Origin of the sequence: Aquitalea aquatilis, from assembly GCF_005155025.1 — a bacterium.
GTDB classification, from domain to species: Bacteria; Pseudomonadota; Gammaproteobacteria; order Burkholderiales; family Chromobacteriaceae; genus Aquitalea; species Aquitalea aquatilis.
On the sequence record NZ_CP039731.1, the window covers coordinates 1,892,068 to 1,913,383 of the forward strand.

Sequence of the window (21,316 nt, forward strand, 5' to 3'; positions counted from 1 at the left end):
GCGAAATCCAATCCTCGGGGCGGGCTGCGGCGCACCGGGCAGTGCCGGCGACCAGCAGAAAGGCGGCCGTTGGCCGCCTGCTGTGATTCGGGTCAAGCCGCACGCAATGGCGGCAGCCGGCTATTGTAGCAAATGCCTTCGCCTTCGCGGGGACGCTTGCCTGCCTACAGATGCCGTTCGAAGTGGCTGACCAGCCGCTTCAGGTCGTGGGCCGTGGTGTGCAGTTGCTGTGCTACCTCGCTGGTGGTGGCGATGCTGTGGCTGTTCTGCTCGGTGAGCGCACTCATGGTCTCCATATTCTGTGCCACTTCGGTGGAGGCCGATGACTGCTGCTGCAGCATTTCCGCCACGTTGGCTGCCGATTGCGCCACGCCCTGGTTGGCCTCGCGGATGGCCGCGAGGCTGGCGCTGGCGGTGCCGATGGCATCTTCCACGCCCTGTACCCGTTCCAGTGCGGCATGCACGTTCTGCAATACCTGATGCGTGCGTTGGTGCAGCACATTGATCGATTGCTCGATTTCCAGCGTATTGCCCGCCGTGCGCTCGGCCAGCTTGCGCACTTCGTCGGCCACCACGGCGAAACCACGGCCCTGTTCGCCGGCGCGGGCGGCCTCGATGGCGGCATTCAAGGCCAGCAGATTGGTCTGGTTGGCGATTTCCTTGATGACCGAGGTGACCGAGCCGATTTCCTCGGCTGATTTTTCCAGAACCAGGATGGCATCGCGCGTGGTCTGGAATTCTCCCATCACCTGGCGGGTAGCCTCGCGGGTTTGCAGCATCTTGTCCTCGCCCTGATCGGCCAGCTGGTTGGCGGCGCTGGCATGTCCGGCACCGGTGCGGGTGGTGATGGAGATTTCATTGACCGATACCGACAGCTGTTCCAGCGCTGCCGCCACGCGGGTGATGCCTTCCTGAGCATGCTCGCCGCGTTGTTGCAGATTGCTGGCCTCGGTATGGGTGGCCGTGGCGGCCTGGCTGATGTCATGCGCGCCCACTACGACATCGGCCAGTACGGCGCGGGTATTGATGCGCATGGTTTCCAGCATTTCCAGCATCTGTCGCACATCCTGGCAGCCAGACTGGGGAATGGCTTGCTTGAAATTGCCTTCGGACAATCGGGCCAGGCCCTGTTTCGCCTGTTCCAGTGGTGCCGCCAGCCGCTGGTGAATCAGCACTGCAGCGCCAATCAGCCACAGGATGCTGGCTGCGTTGAGGTAGTCGTGCAGGCTATCGGGCAGGAGCAGTTGGGAAAGCAAGGCCAGTATCGGTGGCAGCATGGCCAGTATCAACAGGTTTTGCAGGCTTGCTGATCTTGGCTGGCGGGTTTGGGGAAAGCTGGCCCGTTTGGCACGCACATCGGCATAGAGTTGTTCGGCCTGCTGGCATTGCTGTTTGTCCGGAGCGCTGCGCACCGACATATAGCCAACGGTATGGCCGTTTTCACGAATGGGGGTGACATAGGCGTCCACCCAGTAGAAATCCCCCTGTTTGCTGCGGTTCTTGACCAGCCCGCGCCAGGGATGGCCGCCCTGGATGGTCTGCCACATGTCTTCGAAGGCTTCCGGTGGCATGTCCGGGTGGCGTACGACATTGTGTTGCTGACCGATCAGCTCGCTTTCGCTGAAACCGCTGATATCAATGAAGGCGCGGTTGGCGTAGGTGATCAGTCCCTTCAGGTCGGTCTTGGTGACGATGGGGCGCTGCGGATGCAAAAACAGTTCCTGCTGCGTAACCGGCTGGTTGATGCGCATGACGGGCTCCCTGAGTAATGCTTCTGTCCGGGGTGCCGTGCAGCGAAGGTGGGCATGACGACGGCCGCAAGCCGGCACCGGCCGGTATTGTTTCTTTACCGGTATAGTCGAAAAACCCTAATGCCATAATTTTTCTTCCACTGCTGCTTGACCGTGCACAATGCTGTGCAAGGCTTTACACGAGGCAGGCGGTACGCTGGCTGGCTTCTTGCAGTACCTCCTGCAATAACAGGTCGAAACTGTCGACCAGGGCGGAGGCCGGGCGGTGCAAGGGCCGCACCAGATGAACGCGGAAGGGCAGGGACACGGCCAGCTTTCTCACCACCACACCCTGACCGGCAAACTCCAACGCAGTGAGCGGATTGACCACGGCAATGCCGACGCCCTGACGCACCATGCTGCATACCGAGGCCGCGCTGTGGGTTTCCAGCACCATTTGCCGCTGCACCTGTTGTTCGGCAAACAGGCTATCCAGCTGCTGGCGGTAGATGTCGCTGACTGACAGGCTGATGAAGGCTTGGCCGGCGAAGTCGGCCAACTCCAGTACCGCCTTGTGGCACAGCGGGTGGCCGCTGGGCAGCACTGCGACTTCATCGGCACAGAAGATTTGCTGCTGACTGGTGCCAGCCGGTTGCAGCTGGCTTTCGGTCAGTCCCAGATCATGGCGTTGCGCGGCCAGCCACTCCTCCAGCAAGGGCGATTCCTGTGGTGCGATGCTCAGCCTGACCTTGGGATAGCGTGCCAGAAAGCGCTGACACACCGTTGGCAGCACCGCCTGGGAGAACATCGGCAGACAGGCGATGGACAGCTGGCCATGGTCGAAGTGACGCAAGGCTTCGGCGGTGCTGACAATGCGCTCCAGCCCCAGATAGGCACGCTGGACCTCTTCGAATAATTGCAGGGCCTGACGGGTGGGGCGCAGCCGGCCACGGACGCGTTCGAATAGCGTCAGGCCACTTAGTTGTTCCAGCCGGGCCAGTTCGCGGCTGATGGTGGGCTGCGAGCTGTGTAGCAGGATGGCGGCTTCGGTGACGCTGCCGGTGGTCATGATGGCGTGGAAGATTTCCACATGGCGCAGGTTGAAGGACATGGCATGGCTCGGCTTGCTGGGGACGGCCATATCATAAATGAAAGACCTAGCGATAAATTGATATTTTATTTTCGTCACAGGCTGCGGCAGTATCATGGCAATCATTGAATGGAATGCCATGAAAACTTTCGTCGCCCCCCAACTTGCCGCCCTGGCCGAACAATTCGGCGCCCCGCTGTGGGTATACGATGCCGCCGTGATTCGCGCCCGCATTGCCCAGCTCAAGCGGTTTGATGTGATTCGTTATGCACAGAAGGCCAATTCCAATACCCATATCCTGCGCCTGATGCGTGAGCAGGGCGTGATGGTGGATGCGGTGTCACTGGGCGAGATCGAGCGTGCACGTCAGGCGGGTTACGATCTGTCTTCCGCCGAGCCGTCCGAGGTGGTATTCACCGCCGATGTGCTAGACCGCGCCACGCTGGAGCAGGTGGTGGCCGAGCGTATCGTGGTCAACGCCGGCAGCATCGACATGCTGCGCCAGCTGGGCGAGCGTTCGCCGGGCCACCGCGTGTGGCTGCGCATCAATCCCGGTTTTGGTCATGGCCACAGCCACAAGACCAATACCGGCGGTGAAAACAGCAAGCACGGCATCTGGCATGCCGATCTGCCGGCGGCGCTGGCGGTGATTGCCGCTACCGGCCTCAAGCTGGTGGGCATCCACATGCATATCGGTTCTGGCGTCGATTATGGCCATCTGCAGCAGGTATGCGGTGCCATGGTGGAGCTGGTACGCAGCCTGGGGCAGGACATCGAGGCCATTTCCGCCGGTGGCGGCCTGTCCATTCCTTATCGCGACAGCGATAGCCGCATCGATACCGAGCATTACTTCCAGCTGTGGGACGCCGCCCGCAAGGAGGTGGAACAACTGCTGGGCCATGCCGTGCGGCTGGAAATCGAGCCGGGCCGCTTCCTGGTGGCCGAGTCTGGAGCCTTGATTGCCGAAGTGCGTGCGGTCAAGGCCATGGGCAACCGCCATTTCGTGCTGGTGGATGCCGGCTTCAACGACCTGATGCGCCCTTCGCTGTATGGCAGCTACCACGAAATTTCGGTGCTGGAGCGCAGTGGTCAGGAGAAAACCGGCAAGGTCGCCACCGTGGTGGCCGGCCCCTTGTGCGAGTCGGGTGATGTGTTTACCCAGCAGGAGGGCGGGGTGGTGGAAAGCCGCGACCTGCCGCCAGCGGCTGTGGGCGACTGGCTGGTGTTCCACGATGCCGGTGCCTATGGCGCGACCATGTCGTCCAATTACAATAGCCGCCCGCTGCTGGCCGAGGTATTGCTGGATGAGGCGGGCCCGCGCTTGATCCGTCGCCGTCAGACCATGGCCGAGCTGCTGGCACTGGAGGCGGTGTAAGTCTGCGATCCTGGCAAAAAAAGCCCGCCGTTAAGGCGGGCTTTTTCATGTGCAGGTGCTGGCTTAGAACTCCTTGCGCAGCATCAGCCAGCTGGTGTTGGCATCCGGCTGCTCCAGTCCCAGCGCGCGTTGGCCGCCAGCGTTTTGCCTGACCTGGCCATAGCCGGCTTGCAGCCAGCTGGTTTTGCTCAGGTAGTACTCGGCACCGATGGCCCACTGATTGGCGCCCCAGTTCAGGCTCTGACCATCTATCTTGACCTGGCGGCGGTGCGAATATACCGCCATGGGCTTGAAGTTGCCCATGCGATAAGCGGCGCTCAGCGCATACACCTGGCTGGTGAGCTTGTTGTTGCCGGTTTTGGCGATGCCGGCTTCGATAATGCCTGGAATCTCGAAGTCGTCGCTATTGTCCTGGTTCTTGTGGGCATTGCCGTACAGCGTGGTTTTTTGCAGGGTGGCGGCCAGCGCCAGATTGTTGGCGTTGTAGCCGAATTCCAGCCGGTGCACGCCGCTATTGTTGCTGGCAATGCTGTTGAGCTTGGTCAGATAGGCGTAGGTGGCGAAGTAGCCGTCGTCGGCGTAAGACAGGCGCAAGCCCCAGGTGTCGCCGCTGCTCTTGCCATCCACCTGCTTTTCGCCGGCCCCATATTGCAGGCTGCCCTGCACGCCGTACAGGCGTGGGCTATCGTAGCGCAGGCTGTTTCTGGCGCGGCTGTCGCCGTAGTTGTTGCTGCCGAATATGTCGCGCGCTTCGTACAGCGGGTAGGCAATGCCACCTTTCACGTCGCGGCGCGGGCTGGCCATGATGTCGGTGGCCTCGGTATCGGTCAGGACGTCATCGATAAAGCCGGCGCGCAGTCTGCCCCAGCCGCCTTCCAGCCCGACAAAGCTCATGCGGTTGGCCAGCCGGCCGCTGCCGGTACCGTTGTTGGGTACGCCATCCAGTGCCATGCCGGTTTCCACCTGCCAGATGGCCTGCAAGCCGTTGCCCAGATCCTCGCGACCCTTGAAGCCGATCTTGCTGCCGTAGTCGTCGATGCCGGTGGTCTGGCGGTAGTGGGTATCGGCACTTTTCATGCTGTTGATGCCAACGCGCATGGAGCCGTAAATGGATACGTCGGCCAGGGCCAGTGCGGGCAGGGTACAGGCCAGGGCTGCGACCAGAATGCGTGGGTTCATGGGTTTTCCTGATAATTGACGGGACTAGCCATTGCCGCAGTGGCGGAAGGCTGGGCGGGCTGAGTGTGCTGAGGCGGGCGAGTCAGCGTCAATGCGTCAGGGTAGGGTGGGTGTTTGGCGATTATTTACGTAAATTTGCGCTTATTTTTGTATATTTTCTTTTAATTGCAGGCAAGATGGGCGGCCTCTACGGGCTGGCAGCTTGGAGAGGGCGGGCTGCTGCTGTACCGAAGGTCGGGGCCTGCTTACGTATGCGTGGTCTGCCCAGGATAGGGATGAGGTGAGACGTGGCTGGTTCTACCGGCTTTCCGGGCGATTCCTGGCTTTGCTGGGAAGCCTCCGAGCCGGGCCGGACGTGAAAACGCCTCCGGCTGGCGGAGGCGCTGGTAGCAGGCAAGGCCCTGATCGGGCCTTGTGCTTACATATTCATATTATTGATGACGAACTTGACGCCCGGCACCTTCTCGGCGATGACGCCAGCTTTGAACATCTGCTGGTCATCGGTCATCTTGCCGTCGATGGTCACTTCCTGCTTTTTGCTGGCAACGTGCAGATTCAGTGCTTTCAGTTCCGGATCAGCATCCAGGGCGTTCTTCACATTGCTAGCCAGCTGTTCGTCAGTGGGAATGGCATCTTCGGCGTGGGCCATGAGGGGGGCGAAGCCAATGTTCAGGGCCAGGGTTGCCAACAGGGCGGAACGAGCGAAAAGGTGTTTCATGGTTATCTCCTTGCTTCAAGCAGCGTGATGGCCTGGCCGACCATTGCGATGGATCGCCAGTGGACTGTGTTGTGGCGACATGTTATCCAGCTTTGTTTGCAGTTTTGTTGCGGCTCGATGAAATAGTGCATTTGGCGAACTCGCTTGCCAGGCCCGGGTCAGACGCGAGTCCTGACCGTGCAGCGCTGCGCCGCGCACGGTAACATGGCGGCTGGCTGTTTCCAGCCAGTCACCACCCTGATTTTTAAATTACGCAAGTTCCCGTCCATGCTGAAACGATTGTTGTTGCTGTTGCCACTGCTGTGGCTGGCAGCCTGTTCCACCACCACCCCTACCACGCCGCGTCCGGGCGATGGCGGCCTGCTGAGTCCGGCAGCGTTGCCGGCCTGGCAGCAGCAGAATATGGGCGACACCCTGTCGGCCCTGCAGCAAAGCTGCAAGGTCACGGCGCGCAAGCCGGCCTGGCAGGCGGTCTGTGCCGATGCCGCACGCATTCCTGCTAGTGATGGTGCACAGGCGCGGCAGTTTTTTGAAAGTCGCTTCAATGCCTGGGCGGTACGCGATAGCGCCGGCAGCGGCGGCTTGATTACCGGCTATTACGAACCTCTGCTCAATGGCAGCCGCAGCCGCAGCGAGCGCACGCCTTATCCGGTATATGGCGTGCCGGCCGACCTGCTGGTACTGGACTACCCGCCCGCCTTGCATGGTCGCAGCGTGCTGGTAGCACGCAAGGCTGGTGGCAATCGTCTGCAGTTGCTGCCGGGCAAGAATGAAGCAGCGCCGGGCGAGATTGAAATCCGCCCGGCGGATTTTCCCGTGGACAGCCGCAGCAACAAGCTCAAGGGGCGGCTGGCGGGTAACCGTCTGCTGCCGTATTACACCCGGGCCGAGATTGCCCAGGGCAAGGGCGTGGCCAGTGCGCCGGTACTGGCCTGGGTGGAGGACCCTGTGGAGCTGTTCTTCCTGCAGGTACAGGGCTCGGGCCGCATCCAGCTGGAAGACGGCAGTTTTCTGCATGTCGGCTATGCCGAGCAGAATGGTTATGCCTATCAGTCGATTGGCAAATGGCTGGTGGAAAAGCGCGAGTTGACGCTGTCTGCCGCCTCGATGCAGGGCATACAGGGCTGGATCAAGGCCAACCCCGGCCGGCAACAGGAGCTGTTTGCAGTCAACCCCAGCTATGTCTTCTTCAAGACGCTGCCGGGCGGCGACAGTGGCCCGGCCGGTGCACTGGGCGTGCCGCTGACCGGTGGTTACAGCATTGCGGTTGATCCGCATTACATTCCGCTGGGGACGCCGGTCTATCTGGCAACGACCTGGCCGCTCAGTCAACAACCACTGACCCGGCTGGTGCATGCCCAGGATACCGGCAGCGCCATTCGTGGCGCGGTGCGCGCCGATCTGTTCTGGGGCTATGGCAGCGAGGCCGGCATGTATGCCGGCCGGATGAAACAGAATGGCAGCATGTGGATGCTGCTGCCCAAGGGGATGACGCCGTCGATGGCGGCAGCGCCTTAGCGCCTGTTCATAGGCTGCTGGATTGAGCCGAGATGGGGGTGATACTGCGTTAAAAACGCCTGCGGAATGCTCATTTACGCTAGGTAAACGCCGCTTCCTTACGCGTTTTTGCTTGGTCTCACTCTGGCTCGCGGGACGCTGAGCAGGCTCTTAACATGACAACGGACGACAAGAACGGATGAAAGCAAGCTGGCTGGGATGGGGAATGCTGTTGGCGCTGTTGGCAGCTTGCGGCAAACAAGGCGAGGGTGCTGCCAGTGGCAAGGCCGTGGCCTCCGCTGCCGTGGCCGGCGCACGCGAGCTGTCGCGCGCCGATGTGGAGGTGGCGCAGCTGTCTGCCTTGCGTGATGCCTTGCCGTTTACCGGTACGCTGGCCGCGCTGAAAAGCAGCAGCATCGCCGCCGAGGTGGAAGCCAGGGTCAAGGATGTGCTGGTGCGCGAAGGCGAGTCCGTGCGGCAGGGGCAGGAGCTGGCACGGCTGGACTCCGAGTCGCTGGACCAGTCGGTCAGCGAGCAGCAGGCCCAGCTGGCCGCTAACCAGTCGCGGCTGAAGCTGGCGCGCACCAAGCTGGACAAGCAGCACGAGCTGCTGCAAAAGGGTTTCATTTCCCAGCTGGCCTATGACGAGGCCGAGAGCGAATTCACCGTGCGCCAGGGCGAGCTGCAGGCGCAGATCAGCCAGCTGGCACGGGCGCGGCGCTTGCAGGCCGATAGCGTGGTGCGCGCCCCGATAGCCGGCGTGGTCTACGAGCGCAAGATCAACCCCGGTGAAATCGCCGCCAAGAATGCCCGGCTGTTTTCCATTGCCGACCTCAGCGTGCTGGAGTTGAGCGCGACGGTGCCGGCGCAATGGATAGGCCGCATTCAGCCCGGCCAGCAGGCGCGCTTCAGCGTGGAAGGCCTGCCCGACGAGTTGAGCGGTGCCGTGGTGCGCGTCAATCCGGTGGCGCAGAGCGGCACCCGCAGTTTTCTGATTTATATCCGTGTCGACAACCGCGACGGCCGGCTCAAGGCCGGGCAGTTTGCCAAGGGCGGCGTGGTATTGCGCCAGCTGGAGGGGCAGGTGGTGCTGCCGCAGAACGCGGTGCAGGATTTGCAGGGCAAGCCCTGGGTCATGCTGGTGGAACATGGCCGGCTACAGCGCCTGCCGGTGCAGCTGCTGCTATGGTCGCAGACCGAACGCAAGGTGGCGCTGCAAGGGGTGAAGCCCGGCCAGCTGGTTCTGTCCGCCGCGCTGCTGGGTGTGGCTGCCGGTGATGCCGTCAGCCTGCCGGCCGGCCTCAAGTAAGGGGATGATGCCATGTGGTTGACCCGTGTCAGCGTGCGCAATCCCTACTTCGCCACCGTGTTGATGCTGACCTTGCTGGTGCTTGGCCTGTTTGCCTGGTCGCGGCTGCCGGTGGAGGAGCTGCCCGACATCCGTTTCCCGGTTGCCGTCATCACCACCCAGTACAGCGGTGCCTCGCCCGAAGTGGTAGAAAGCGAAGTCACCCGCCCGCTGGAAGAGGCCATCAACACCATCAATGGCGTCAAGCACATCCGCTCCTATTCCTTCGAAGGCAGTTCCACCATCGTGGTGGAGTTCGCGCTGACAGTAGACCCCAATATCGGTGTACAGGATGTACGCGACCGGGTGGGCGGGGTGCAGGGCCGTTTTCGCCGTGAAATCGCTACGCCATCGGTATCGCAATTCAATCCCAACGACCAGCCGCTGCTGTCGGTCAGCTTCAGCTCCAGCCAGGTGTCGCAGCGCACGCTGACCACCTGGCTGGAAAACACGCTGAAAAAGCGGCTGCAAACAGTGTCCGGCGTGGGCGAGGCCAAGGTGGTGGGCGGTGTGAAGCGGCAGATCCGCATCGACGTCGACCCCTACCGGCTGGAAGCCAGTGGCCTGTCGCTGCAGGAAGTGGCCGATGCCATCCGCGCCGGTAACCGCGACTACCCGGCCGGTGCCGTCAGCACGGCCAGCAATGAGCTGAGCGTGCGCGTCAGCGGCAAGCTCAAGTCACCGGACGACTTTGCCAGCCTGGTCACCGGCTATCGCAATGACAGCCCCATCCGCCTGTCCGACATCGCCAGTGTCAGCGATGCCGAGGCCGAAGCGGACAGCCTGGCGCTGATCGACGGCAAGCCCGGCGTTGGCATGGATATCCGCGCGGCACGCGGTGCCAACGTGGTGGAGGTGGCCGACGGCGTCAAGCAGGTGATTCGCCAGTTGCAAGGCCAGCTGCCGCCGGGCACCCAGGTGCGCTTTACCTATGACAAGTCGGAAGACGTCAGGAAATCGCTGGCCAATGTCGAAGCCAGCTTGCTGGAGGGCGCGGCACTGACGGTGCTGATCGTCTTCCTGTTTCTGGGCAGCTGGCGCAGCACGGTGATTACCGGCCTTACCCTGCCGGTAGCGCTGATCGGCACCCTGTTTGCGCTGCAGGCGCTGGGTTTCACCCTGAACCTGATGACGCTGATGGCGCTGTCGCTGTCCATCGGCCTGCTGATTGATGACGCCATCGTGGTCCGCGAAAACATCGTGCGGCATCGCCATCTGGGCAAGAGCCATTATCAGGCGGCGCTGGATGGCACCAATGAAATCGGCCTGGCGGTGCTGGCCACCACCTTGACTGTGGTGGCGGTGTTTTTGCCGGTCGGTTTCATGAGCGGCATCATCGGCAAGTTTTTCCACCAGTTCGGCCTGACCGTGACCGTGGCGGTGCTGATTTCCATGCTGGTCAGCTTTACCCTCGACCCGATGTTGTCGTCGATCTGGCCCGATCCGCACCAGCACGGCGACCGCCATCGCGGCCCGCTGGGCCGGCTGCTGGATGGGTGTGAACGCTCGCTGGACCGGCTGGCCGAGCGCTATGTGACGGCCATCGGCTGGACGCTGCGGCATCGCAAGACGGTGCTGAGCGGTGCGCTGCTCCTGCTGCTGGGTAGCTGCATGCTGGTGCCACTGATCGGTGGTGAATTCATGCCACGGCAGGACAAGGGCAAGTTTTCGCTATCGTACAAGACCGCTCCCGGCTCTTCGCTGGATTACACCACCAGCAAGGGGCGTGAGCTGGAAACCTTGCTGCGTCGGCTGCCGGCCGTGCAGTCCATCCAGCTGACTGCCGGCAGCGGCAGTTTCGGCTCGGGCAAGAGCGATGGCCAGCTGGTGGTGGATCTGGGTAGCAAGAGCACGCGTAGTCACAGCCTGTTCAGCGTGATGCAGCAGGCACGGGCTGCCGTCAGCCGGGTGGCCGGGGTGGAGATCCTCTCGCTGGAAGAAATGGGCAAGGAAGGCCCCGGTGGCAAGCCCATCAATATCGGCCTGCGCGGCAGCAATCTGACCGAGCTGGATGTCGCGGCCAATGCCTTGATCAAGCAGCTGGCCAAGGTAAAAGGAGTGGGCGATCTGCAAAGCAGCCTGGCCGATGCCGACCCCGCGCTCAAGCTGGACATCCGCCGCGATGCGGCGGCCAGCCTGGGGGTGGATCTCAATCGCGTGGGCAGCACGCTGTCGCAGCTCTTGGCCGGGGATGTGGTGGGCAGCTGGGAAGCACCGGATGGCGAAAACTACGATGTACTGCTGCAAGTGCCGCGCAGTGAGCGGCGCAATGAATTGCTGGACATCATTACCGTGGCCGGGCGGCCGGATGCCAATGGCGCAGCCAGCATGGTGCCGCTGTCCACGGTTACCCGGCTCAGCCCTGGCCTCAGCCCGCGCCAGATCGACCGCGTCGACCTGCTGCGCCAGGTGACTGTCACCGGCAATATCGCCGGGCGGGATGCCGGCTCGGTGTTTGCCGACATCAGCAAGATCACCGCTACTTTCAAACTGCCGCCCGGCGTGGTGCTGGCCGAGGAAGGCGAGCGCCGCGACATGGAAGAATCCCTGGGCTATGCCGTGCAGGCGCTGGCCATGGGGGTGATCTTCATCTACATGATCCTGGCGGCGCAGTTCCGCAGCTTTACCCAGCCGCTGGCCATCATGGTGGCGCTGCCACTGGCTTTCGTCGGGGTATTCCTGGCCTTGTGGCTGACCGGCTCCACCCTCAATATGTTCTCGGTGATCGGCATCATCATGCTGATGGGGCTGGCGGCCAAGAACGGCATTCTGCTGGTGGATTTCATCAATCAGGCGCGGCGTGAGGGCCTGGGCCGTAGCGAGGCCATCATCGAAGCTGGCCGGGTCCGGCTACGCCCCATCATGATGACCAGCCTGGCGATGATTTTCGGCATGCTGCCGATGGCGCTGGGCGGCGGCGAAGGGGCAGAAACCCGCGCGCCGATGGCGTATGCCATTATCGGCGGCATGATCACCTCCACCCTGCTGACCCTGATTGTGCTGCCGGTGGTTTACAGCTATCTGGACAGCTTGCGGCTATGGTTGCGGCGTTGGCTGGCACCCGCCGGCAGTGGCGTTGACCTGCCGCGCTAGCTGGCCATTCCGTCAGTATCGCAGCATGCTTGGCCCAGGTCCTGCCTACACTGCAATACCCCGCAGCCGCTGCGGCAGTGATTGTTTGATGCATCTGTTATAACAGTATGAATAAACAGTAAGGTAGCTGCCATGTTCAAGCCACTTGCCACCCTGTTGTTGTCCTTGCTGTTGAGTGCCCACTCCCTGGCCGCCGTGCCGGTGCAGCCGGTGCGCTATGCGCTGGTGTCCGGGCTGAGCGATCCGCATCGCGCCTATATGCTGGCCCTGTTGCAACTGGCCTGCGACGAAGCCCGGCTGCGCTGCCAGCTGCTTGGCACCAGCACCATGAACCAGTCGCGCGCCCTGGTGCAACTGAGCAAGGCCAATGGTGGCATCGACCTGTTCTGGGGCATGACCAGCAAGGAGCGCGAGCAGAAGACCTTGCCGATCCGCATTCCGCTGGACAAGGGACTGATTGGCTGGCGTGTGGCACTGGTTCCGGCCGAACGGCCCGATTTGCTGGCGGGCATCAGCACCCGTCAGCAACTGGCGCGGCTGGTGGCCGGACAGGTGGACGACTGGCCGGATACGAGCATCCTGCGCAGTGCTGGCCTGAAAGTGCTGACCAGCCAGGATTATGGCAATCTCTTTCCCATGTTGCAGCGCAAGCGTTTCGACTATTTCCCGCGCAGTGTGATGGAAGTGCAGCGCGAGGCTGCCCTGCCGGTGGCGCAGGGGCTGGTGATCGATCCGCACCTGCTGCTGCGCTATCCCGCCGCCATGTATTTCTTTGTCAGCCCGCATCAGCCCCAGTTGGCCAGCCAGTTGGAGCAGGGTTTGCGCATGGCCTTGCAGGATGGCCGTTTCAACCAGCTGTTCCAGCGCTATAACGGTCAGGTTCTGGCCGGGCTGGCGCTGGCCAAGCGCACGCTGATCGAGCTGGACAATCCCTTGTTGCCACCAGCCACCCCGCTACAGGATTCCAGCCTGTGGTATCGCCCCTGACATCGGCCAGCCACCTCAGTGCTGGCTGCCTTCCTCTTCCAGCCAGCGGCAGAATGCCGTTACCAGTTCATCGTCTACCAGTGCTTGTGGCACCGCCCAGGAATAGCCGCGCACGGTGATTTCCGGCCCGGCCAGCGGTGCGACCAGCTTGCCGCTGGCCAGCTCGCTTTCGATGACCGGCAGCGCCCCCAGCGTCACCCCCAGTCCGTCCACTGCGGCTTGTAAAGCCAGGTAGTAATGGTCGAAATGCTGATCGGCTGCTGATTGCAAGGCCGGCACCCCGGCCGCGGCCAGCCAGCGTGCCCAGGCCACCGGCCGGGTTTCCGCGTGCAGCAGGGTATGGGCGGCGAGGTCGGCAGGCTGCCTGATGGGCAGGCGCTGCAGCAGGGCCGGGCTGCACACCGGTATCTCCCGTTCGGTGAGGAAGGCATGCGAGACAAAACCATGCCAATGGTCCTTGCCACGGCGGATGGCGATGTCGAAATCGGCATTCTGGTTGTTGATGCTGGCATCCGAGGTCGCCAGCCGCAGCTCGACGCCGGGATAGCGCAGCTGGAAGCGGGTGAGCCGCGGCAGCAGCCAGTGCATGGCCAGGGTGGGGGTGACATTGATATTCAGCCGCCGTCCCTGCTTGCGTGCCGTCAGCTTTTCGGTGGCACCGGCAATGCTGTCCAGTGCCGCCTGAATGGCTGGCAGGTAGGACTGGCCGGCCACCGACAGCCGCACGCGCCGGCCGTGGCGTTCGAACAGCTCCACGCCCAGCCACTGTTCCAGCTGCTGGATCTGGCGACTGATGGCACCGTGGGTCACATACAGCGCGCTGGCGGCTGCGCTGAAACTACCGTGGCAGGCAGCGGCTTCAAAGGCTTTCAGCGCATTGAGCGGGGGAAGGCGTCGGTTCATGCTGGTGAGTTTAGCTCACATGGAAAGCCATAAAAACTCGTTTGTTGATTAGGGCTGGGCGGGCTAGGCTTGCAGCATGACTTCATCCCTGATCATTCCAAGCCGCCGCCAGTTGTTCCTGGGCTTTTTCAGCATAGGACTCAGCGGTTTCGGCGGTGTGCTGCCGCTGGCCCATCGCATGCTGGTACAGCAGCGCCGCTGGCTGAGCGAAGAAGAATTCACCGAACTGCTGGGCCTGGGGCAGATTCTGCCTGGTCCCAATATCGTCAATATGTCCATCGCCATCGGTTCACGCTTTCATGGCGTGGCAGGTGCCTGGCTGGCCGTGGCCGGCCTGATGCTGGCGCCGCTGGTCATCGTGCTGAGCATGGCCATGCTGTACGACCATTACCAGAGCCTGCCGGATGTGCAGGGTACCTTGCGTGGCCTTGCCTCAACGGCGGCCGGCCTGTTGCTGGCCATGGCGCTGCGCATGGGCGAGAAAATAGAGCGCCATGCGGTGGCCGCCGTGTTTGCGCTGCTTACCCTTCTGGCTGTTGGCGTGCTGCGCTGGCCGCTGCTGCTGGTGTTGCTGGTGCTGGCTCCGGTATCGGTATGGCTGGCGCGCCAGCGCGGTCGGGCAGGAGAGAAAGCATGATGCTGCTGCTGTCGCTACTGGCCAGTTTTTCCGTGTTCTCGCTGATGGCAGTGGGTGGTGCCATTACCCTGATTCCGGAAATGCATCATTACGTGGTGGAAAGCCATCACTGGATGAGTGGCCAGGAGTTTGCCGCGCTGTTTGCCATTGCCCAGGCTGCGCCGGGGCCGAATGTGCTGGTGGTCAGCCTGATCGGCTGGAAGGTGGCCGGCCTGGCCGGAGCTTTCGCCGCCACGGTGGGGATGTGTGGCCCCTCGTCACTGCTGTGTTATTACGTGGCCCGGCTGTGGCAACGCTGGCATGCCTCGCCATGGCGGCGCGCCATCGAGCGCGGTCTGGCACCACTGACCATCGGCCTGGTGACCGGCAGTGCCATGCTGATGAGCGAGGCCGCCAACCAGCATTGGTCCGGCTGGTTGTTGTGTGCCGGCAGCACCGTGCTGGCCTGGCGTACCCGCGTCAATCCGCTGTGGCTGCTGGCTGGCGGCGCACTGCTGGGCTTTGCTGGCTGGATCTGAGCGCCCCGGTTCCGGCAGGTGCCGGGCGGCGTCATCTGTGTTTCATGCAGAGCCGTCACACTGCGCTTTACTGCCGCCGCCGGAGCCTGCATGTCTTCCTCTGCCATTCCCGTACGCCTCAATCTGCTCTTGCTGCTGCTGGCGCTGCGCTTGTGGCTGGTCGAACTGGTGGCAGTGCCGCTGGCGGTGGCCTGGTTTCATCCCGCTTACGGTCTGTTGCTGGTGGCGGCGGTACTGCTGATTCCGCTGCGCTGGCAGCTGTTGCACGAAGCCGTGCATGGGCTGCTGCTGCCTTCGGTGCGTTACAACCGGCTGGCCGGACGCCTGCTGGGCATCAGCCTGGGCATTCCCTTTGATGTATGGCGGCAGGCGCATCATCTGCATCACCGCTACAGCCGCAGTGCGGCCTGTCGGGTGGAGGTGTATGAGCCGGGCGAGGAGGCGGGCTGGCAGCGCCGGCTTTATCTGTGGCTGCGGCTGTGTGGTGCGGCCTATCTGATGGCGCTGGCCGGCAGCCTGCTGCTGCTGTTCTGCCCGGCCCTCGGACGCTGGCGCTGGCTGGCCGGGCGCGCACCCTTGCTGCCCTTGTTGCAGCGTCGTGTGTGGCGCAGCCCGCAGCGACACTGCGCGCGGTTGGATGCCCTGCTGGCCTGGCTGCTGCCCGGCCTGTCATTGCTGATCTACGGCGCGCACGACTGGATGCTGTGGCTGGCTTTGCTGGCGCGTGCGTTGTTGATCTCGCTGACCGATCACGTCTGCTTTGCCGGCCAGCCGCTGGGCGATGCGCGCCGTGCCGCCAATCTGGCGCTGCCGCGCTGGCTGGGCCTGTGTCTGCTCAACAGCCATTTGCGCGGTGTGCACCATCTGTGGCCACAGCTGTGCTGGCAGGCGCTGCCGCAGCGTTTCGTCTCTGCCCGGCTGGAGTGGGATGGCCGTTTCAGCCAGGCAATCTGCCTGCGCCAGTGGCGTGCCACTCCCGCCACCGGCCTGCCGGTAATACCCCGGCGCAAGGCAGGGACAGGTATAATGCCGGCTGATTCCATTACGCCAAGCTAGCAAGCCCATACCATCATGACCCAGCTCAAGAACGATACTTTCCTGCGCGCGCTCCTGAAGGAGCCGGTTGAATATACCCCCATCTGGATGATGCGCCAGGCTGGACGCTACCTGCCGGAATACCGCGCCACCCGCGCCCGCGCCGGCAGCTTCATGGGCTTGTGCACCAGCCCGGATTACGCCACCGAAGTCACCTTGCAGCCGCTGGAGCGTTTCCCGCTGGATGCAGCCATCCTGTTTTCCGACATCCTCACCGTGCCGGACGCCATGGGGCTGGGCCTGTACTTCGCCGAAGGCGAAGGCCCCAAGTTCGAGCGCCCGCTGCGCGATGAAAGCGCCATCCGCGCCCTGAGCGTGCCGGCGCTGGACAAGCTGCAATACGTGTTTGATGCCGTCTCCAGCATCCGCAAGGCACTGGACGGCCGCGTGCCGCTGATCGGCTTTTCCGGCAGCCCCTTCACCCTGGCCTGCTACATGATCGAAGGCGGCGGCTCGGATGATTTCCGCAACGTCAAAGCCATGCTGTACAGCCGTCCGGAATTGCTGCATCACATTCTGGCCGTCAACGCCCAGACCGTGACCGATTACCTGAATGCCCAGATCGATGCCGGCGCGCAAGCCGTGCAGATTTTCGACACCTGGGGCGGCGCGCTCAGTCATGCGGCCTATAAGGAATTCTCGCTGGCCTATATGCAGCGCATCGTGGCCGGTCTCAAGCGCGAGGCCGATGGCCGCCGCGTGCCGGTCATTGTGTTCACCAAGAACGGTGGCCAGTGGCTGGAAGAGATTGCCGCCATCGGTGCCGACTGCGTAGGCCTGGACTGGACCACCGATATCGGTCTGGCCCGTGCCCGTGTCGGCGACAAAGTCGCCCTGCAAGGCAATTTCGACCCGAACGCGCTGTTTGGCTCGCCGGCAGCCATCGAAGCCGAGGCTGCACGTATCCTGGCGGCCTATGGACAGGGTTCCGGCCATGTCTTCAATCTGGGTCACGGCATCTCCCAGCATGCCGACCCCGAGCACGCCGCCGCCCTGGTAGCGGCCGTGCATCGTCTGTCCCGTCCCTTCCACCAGTAAGTGTGCATAGGCCGGGGCTGCGCCCTGGCCTGTTGGCATTTGCAAGTACGGCCTGATCAATTCCCGCTTTGTTGCAAAGGTATTTCTCAAAACAGTCTGATTTATCAGCTGTTTCATCCATTGCGGGGTGTGGGGTATCGCCCCAGCCGGGACGGACTTTCTGCAGTATGTGCAGCCTTTTTTGCCCTGCTGATCAAAGGGGTGTTGACAGCATTGCCCGGTGGTGTTCTCAGAGTTATTCACACTGGGAACTGTAGCTGTGCAGACTTGTCAAGCCCACTGGGCAATATTAGTGCTGCGCTTTTAAGTAATTGAAAAATAAGCACTTATTCTTCTGATTAATTTTTGTGCAATCTAATGGAAATGCTGATTTAATAGCCTTTCCCCGGCCAGTAAACGAGTTGTTCACAAAGATATCCACAGCTTCTGTGCATAGATCGCGCAAAGCCTTGTCGGAATTGGGTTTGATGTAAAAGGGAAAATTGCCGTGGGTCTTCAGAGAGTTCAGGTGGTGGTCGATCTGCCCCTATTTGGCGCATTTACCTACCTGTCTCATTTTGCAGTCAGCCCCGGTCAGCGGGTGGCTGTTCCCTTTGGTAATCGCCTGTTGTGTGGCGTGGTTGTCACTGGCATACCCCCCGAGGGTTTGCTCGACAGCCAGCTCAAACAGCTGGAGCAGGTATTTGACAGCCTGCCCCCCTTGTCGGCCGACTTCCTCGCGCTGGCCGAATTCGCCGCCGCTTACTATCACTTTCCCCTGGGTCAGACCCTGTTCACCGCCCTGCCCACCGGGCTGCGCGAGGCGCGCGACATCACCCCGCCGGACGAGCGCCCGTATGGCCTGACTGAGGCGGGCCTCGCCGCGATGCCGGCCGCGCGGCAGCGGGCGCGGCTAGCCTTGTGGCAGGCCTTGGGCGATGGCCCGCTCAGCCAGCCCCAGGCGCGGCAGATCACGCCGCAGGCTGGCAAGATCCTGGCCGACTGGCTGGCCGCAGGCCTGGTACAGCGGCTGGAGCCGGAAATCCAGCCGCTAGAGCTGGGCCCCAGTCCGCAGTTGAATGCCGACCAGCAGGCGGCACTGGATGCCTTGAGCTGTGAGCCGGCTGGTTTCCAGGCCTGGCTGCTGCATGGCATTACCGGCAGTGGCAAGACCGAAGTCTATCTGCAGCGCATTGCGCTCTGCCTGGCACAGCGGCAGCAGGTGCTGGTGCTGGTGCCGGAAATCAACCTGACCCCGCAACTGATCGAGCGCTTCCTGCAGCGCTTTCCCGCCAGTCGCATTGCCGTACAGCACAGCCAGTTAGCCGAGGGAGAGCGCCTGCGCAACTGGCTGGATGCCTGGCAGGGGCGGGCCGACATCATCATCGGCACCCGGCTGTCGGTGTTCACCCCCATGCCACGGCTGGGCATGATCGTGGTGGATGAAGAACATGACGGCTCCTTCAAGCAGCAGGACGGCCTGCGCTACCATGCGCGTGACCTGGCGATCTGGCGTGCGCGCCGTGCCGGCATTCCCATCGTGCTGGGCAGCGCCACGCCCAGCCTGGAAACCGTGGCCAATGTCGAGGCTGGCCGCTACCGCCAGCTCAAGCTCAATCAGCGCGCCCACGGGGCTGCGCGCTTGCCGACGGTGCGGCTGGTGGATACCCGTCGCGCCAAGCTGGTCGAGGGATTGTCCGATCCGGTGATCAAGGCGCTAGCGGCGCGGCTGGAGCGCCAGGAAATGAGCCTGGTGTTCATCAACCGCCGTGGCTTTGCCCCGGTGCTAGCTTGTACGGATTGCGGCTGGACCAGCGGTTGTCCGCGCTGCTCCACCCGGCTGGTACTGCATCTGCTGGAGCGCAAGCTGCGCTGCCATCATTGCGGCTGGGAGGAGAACGTCCCGCATGCCTGCCCGGAATGTGGCGCACCGGATATCAAGCCGCTGGGCGAGGGCACGCAAAGGCTGGAGTCGGCACTGGGCCGGCTGTTTCCGGAGGCCCGCATCCTGCGCATCGACCGCGACACCACCCAGCGCAAGCAGGCCTGGGACGAGATTTACCGCAAGGTCCATGCCGGCGAGGTCGACATGCTGGTCGGCACCCAGATGCTGGCCAAGGGGCATGACTTTGGCACCTTGTCGCTGGTGACGGTGCTCAATGCTGACGGCGGGCTGTACTCGGCCGATTATCGTGCTTCCGAGCGGCTGTTTGCCCAGCTCACCCAGGTGGCCGGCCGCGCCGGCCGGGCCGATGCACCGGGTGAAGTGCTGGTGCAGACGCAGTGGCCGGAGCACCCGCTGTATCAGGCCCTGGTGGCGCATGATTTCGACGGTTTTGCCGCCAGCTTGCTGCAGGAACGCCGCCAGGCGGCTTTCCCGCCCTCGGTCTATCAGGCCCTGTTGCGCGCCGATGCCCCGGAGCTTGCCAGTGCTACGGCCTTTCTCACCCACGTCCGCCAGCAGATGCAGGCACTGGCGGCCGAGGTGCTGATATCCGGCCCGGCCCCGGCGCTGATGGTGCGGCTGGCCAATCGCGAACGGGCGCAACTGGTGCTGGAGTCGGCCAATCGTCAGGCCCTGCACCGTTTTCTTGATCAACTGCCCCCGCTGCTGGATGCCCAGGCGCGCCAGCACGGCCGTGGCTTGCGCTGGTCGCTCGATATCGACCCGCAGGAGATGTAATGAAGTCAGTCATACACGCATTCGCCCTGATCTTGCTCACCAGTACGGCGGGTGCCGCCACGCTGGACCTGCACGGGCTGAAGCCGGATGAAGTCGCCATCTGGGCGGCACCGGTCGAGGGCGGTACCGAACTGGCCAGCCTGCGCGCCGATGCGGCGGTTAATCCAGCCTCCACCATGAAGTTAGTGACCAGCTGGACCGCACTCAACCGCCTCAAGCCCGGCTACCACTGGACTACGCGGCTGGTGTCGGCGGCTCCGCTGGAAAACGGCGTATTGAAGGGCGACCTGGTCTGGGTGGGGGCGGGCGATCCACGCTTTAGTACCGCCAATCTGCAAGAGCTGCTGCGTGGCCTGCGCCAGCGTGGCGTGCAGCGTATCGATGGCCGGCTGCTGCTGGACAAGAGCGCTTTCAGCAGCATAGGCACGGCGGAAAATTTCGGTGGTGACGAGGGCAAGTCGTTTACGGTTGAGCCGGATACCCATCTCACCGGCCTGAAAGTGGCCTGGTTGCGTTTTTTCAATGACGCCAATGGCGCACGGGTGGTGCTGGACCCGCCGCTGGCCGATGTCAGTGTGCAGGCCAAGTTGAGCAGTGCCGGTGGCAGCGCCAGTTGCCCGGACGTCAGGCAATGGGTGCAAATCCGCCAGCAAGCCGGGCAGATCGAGGTCAGCGGCAAGCTGCCGGCTGCCTGCGATGGCAGTCAGGCCTATGTGAATGTGCTGGAGCACAATGACTTTGCCGCCCAGTCGTTTGCCGCGCTGTGGGCCGAGCTTGGGGGCAGCGGCCCGCAGAGCGTGGCGATTGCACCGGCACCGGCAGGGGCGCGCACACTGGCGCAATTCCAGTCCGAGCCGCTGACCGTGGCGCTGGCCGATATCAACAAATACAGCAACAACACCATGGCACGCACCGTCTATCTGACACTGGGGCGGGAAGAAGGGGGGAGCGATACCCCGGCCGCCGCCCAGCGCGCGGTACGCCGCTTGCTGGCCGAGCAGCATATTTCCGACGAAGCGCTGGTGCTGGAAAACGGCTGCGGCCTGTCGCGGCGCGAGCGGGTGTCGGCCCGTTTGCTCGGCCAGGTACTGCTGAATGCCGCGCGTGGCCCCTATGGTGGCGAGCTGCTGGCCAGTCTGCCGCTGGCCAGCGAGGACGGCACGCTCAAACGGCGCTTTGCCAGCATCGGCCCGCGGCTGCGCATGAAAACCGGCACGCTGAAGGACGTCAAGGCGCTGGCCGGTTACTGGCAGGCTGCCGACGGGCGACGGCTGGCCATCGTGGCCATCATCAACAGCCCGCGTGCGCTGGCGATGGGGCCGGCACTGGACGGCATCGTGGCGGATCTGATCCACCGCTTCGACCGCAGCGCACCGGATAGCAGCCAGCTGCCAGCCGCAGAAGCTATAATGCAGCCCTGAATCCCACCACGCATTAAACAGGTTT

At 63.1% G+C, this 21,316-nt stretch carries 16 protein-coding genes; 11 read left to right on the forward strand and 5 right to left on the reverse strand.

Features of this window, described 5'->3' with window-relative positions; all coding sequences use genetic code 11:
* Positions 1–164 precede the first annotated feature (164 nt).
* Both FAZ30_RS08835 and FAZ30_RS08840 read right to left on the reverse strand, forming a co-directional pair.
* On the reverse strand, positions 165–1,751 hold the full coding sequence (locus FAZ30_RS08835; RefSeq protein ID WP_137009287.1) for a methyl-accepting chemotaxis protein: 1,587 nt from the start codon (positions 1,749–1,751) through the stop codon (positions 165–167).
* 175 nt (positions 1,752–1,926) lie between these two features.
* On the reverse strand, positions 1,927–2,841 hold the full coding sequence (locus FAZ30_RS08840) for a LysR family transcriptional regulator (protein ID WP_137009289.1): 915 nt from the start codon (positions 2,839–2,841) through the stop codon (positions 1,927–1,929).
* A 118-nt stretch (positions 2,842–2,959) separates the two neighbouring features.
* Here FAZ30_RS08840 and lysA point away from each other — a divergent pair, with 118 nt between their 5' ends.
* On the forward strand, positions 2,960–4,195 hold the full coding sequence (lysA, locus tag FAZ30_RS08845; RefSeq protein ID WP_137009291.1) for a diaminopimelate decarboxylase: 1,236 nt from the start codon (positions 2,960–2,962) through the stop codon (positions 4,193–4,195).
* Positions 4,196–4,258: 63 nt separating this feature from the next.
* Here the strand turns inward: lysA and FAZ30_RS08850 are convergent, their stop codons facing one another.
* Together FAZ30_RS08850 and FAZ30_RS08855 are read right to left on the reverse strand one after the other, a co-directional pair.
* Entirely contained in the window at positions 4,259–5,374 is a 1,116-nt protein-coding gene (locus tag FAZ30_RS08850; RefSeq protein WP_137009293.1) for a porin, read from the reverse strand.
* A gap of 418 nt (positions 5,375–5,792) precedes the next feature.
* Positions 5,793–6,092 carry a BON domain-containing protein gene (locus FAZ30_RS08855; protein ID WP_233578404.1) on the reverse strand — a complete coding sequence of 100 codons (300 nt, stop codon included), beginning with the start codon at positions 6,090–6,092 and terminating at the stop codon, positions 5,793–5,795.
* Positions 6,093–6,359: 267 nt separating this feature from the next.
* On the opposite strand from FAZ30_RS08855, the gene mltA reads away from it, so the two are divergent.
* From mltA to FAZ30_RS08875, 4 genes are all read left to right on the forward strand, one after another.
* On the forward strand, positions 6,360–7,610 hold the full coding sequence (mltA, locus tag FAZ30_RS08860) for a murein transglycosylase A (RefSeq protein WP_124643252.1): 1,251 nt from the start codon (positions 6,360–6,362) through the stop codon (positions 7,608–7,610).
* Between the two features lie 205 nt (positions 7,611–7,815).
* Positions 7,816–8,898: an efflux RND transporter periplasmic adaptor subunit gene (locus tag FAZ30_RS08865; protein WP_137009295.1), complete on the forward strand. Its 1,083-nt coding sequence runs from the start codon at positions 7,816–7,818 to the stop codon at positions 8,896–8,898.
* A 12-nt stretch (positions 8,899–8,910) separates the two neighbouring features.
* Positions 8,911–12,030, forward strand: a complete 3,120-nt coding sequence (locus tag FAZ30_RS08870; protein WP_137009297.1) for an efflux RND transporter permease subunit — start codon at positions 8,911–8,913, stop codon at positions 12,028–12,030.
* 132 nt (positions 12,031–12,162) lie between these two features.
* A complete protein-coding gene (locus FAZ30_RS08875; protein WP_124643246.1) occupies positions 12,163–13,017 on the forward strand; it encodes a hypothetical protein in 855 nt (284 codons plus the stop codon).
* Between the two features lie 15 nt (positions 13,018–13,032).
* Here FAZ30_RS08875 and gcvA read toward each other — a convergent pair whose 3' ends face one another.
* Positions 13,033–13,920, reverse strand: a complete 888-nt coding sequence (gene gcvA / locus FAZ30_RS08880; protein ID WP_124643244.1) for a transcriptional regulator GcvA — start codon at positions 13,918–13,920, stop codon at positions 13,033–13,035.
* 76 nt (positions 13,921–13,996) lie between these two features.
* Between gcvA and FAZ30_RS08885 the strand changes: the two genes are divergently transcribed.
* The 6 genes from FAZ30_RS08885 (at position 13,997) to dacB (ending at position 21,291) form a co-directional block, all read left to right on the forward strand.
* Positions 13,997–14,557, forward strand: a complete 561-nt coding sequence (locus FAZ30_RS08885) for a chromate transporter (protein ID WP_124643242.1) — start codon at positions 13,997–13,999, stop codon at positions 14,555–14,557.
* The gene (locus FAZ30_RS08890; RefSeq protein ID WP_124643241.1) at positions 14,554–15,075 is read left to right on the forward strand and encodes a chromate transporter; all 522 of its coding nucleotides are present in this window, start codon (positions 14,554–14,556) and stop codon (positions 15,073–15,075) included. Before FAZ30_RS08885 ends, FAZ30_RS08890 begins: the two co-directional genes overlap by 4 nt.
* Before the next feature lie 90 nt (positions 15,076–15,165).
* Positions 15,166–16,131 (forward strand): fatty acid desaturase, encoded by a 966-nt coding sequence (locus tag FAZ30_RS08895; protein ID WP_124643239.1) that lies wholly within the window; start codon positions 15,166–15,168, stop codon positions 16,129–16,131.
* Between the two features lie 15 nt (positions 16,132–16,146).
* Positions 16,147–17,208 carry a uroporphyrinogen decarboxylase gene (hemE, locus tag FAZ30_RS08900; protein WP_124643237.1) on the forward strand — a complete coding sequence of 354 codons (1,062 nt, stop codon included), beginning with the start codon at positions 16,147–16,149 and terminating at the stop codon, positions 17,206–17,208.
* Positions 17,209–17,695: 487 nt separating this feature from the next.
* Positions 17,696–19,870, forward strand: coding sequence for a primosomal protein N' (locus tag FAZ30_RS08905; RefSeq protein ID WP_124643235.1), 2,175 nt, complete (start codon positions 17,696–17,698; stop codon positions 19,868–19,870).
* Positions 19,870–21,291: a D-alanyl-D-alanine carboxypeptidase/D-alanyl-D-alanine endopeptidase gene (gene dacB / locus FAZ30_RS08910; protein ID WP_137009299.1), complete on the forward strand. Its 1,422-nt coding sequence runs from the start codon at positions 19,870–19,872 to the stop codon at positions 21,289–21,291. Before FAZ30_RS08905 ends, dacB begins: the two co-directional genes overlap by 1 nt.
* Positions 21,292–21,316 lie beyond the last annotated feature (25 nt).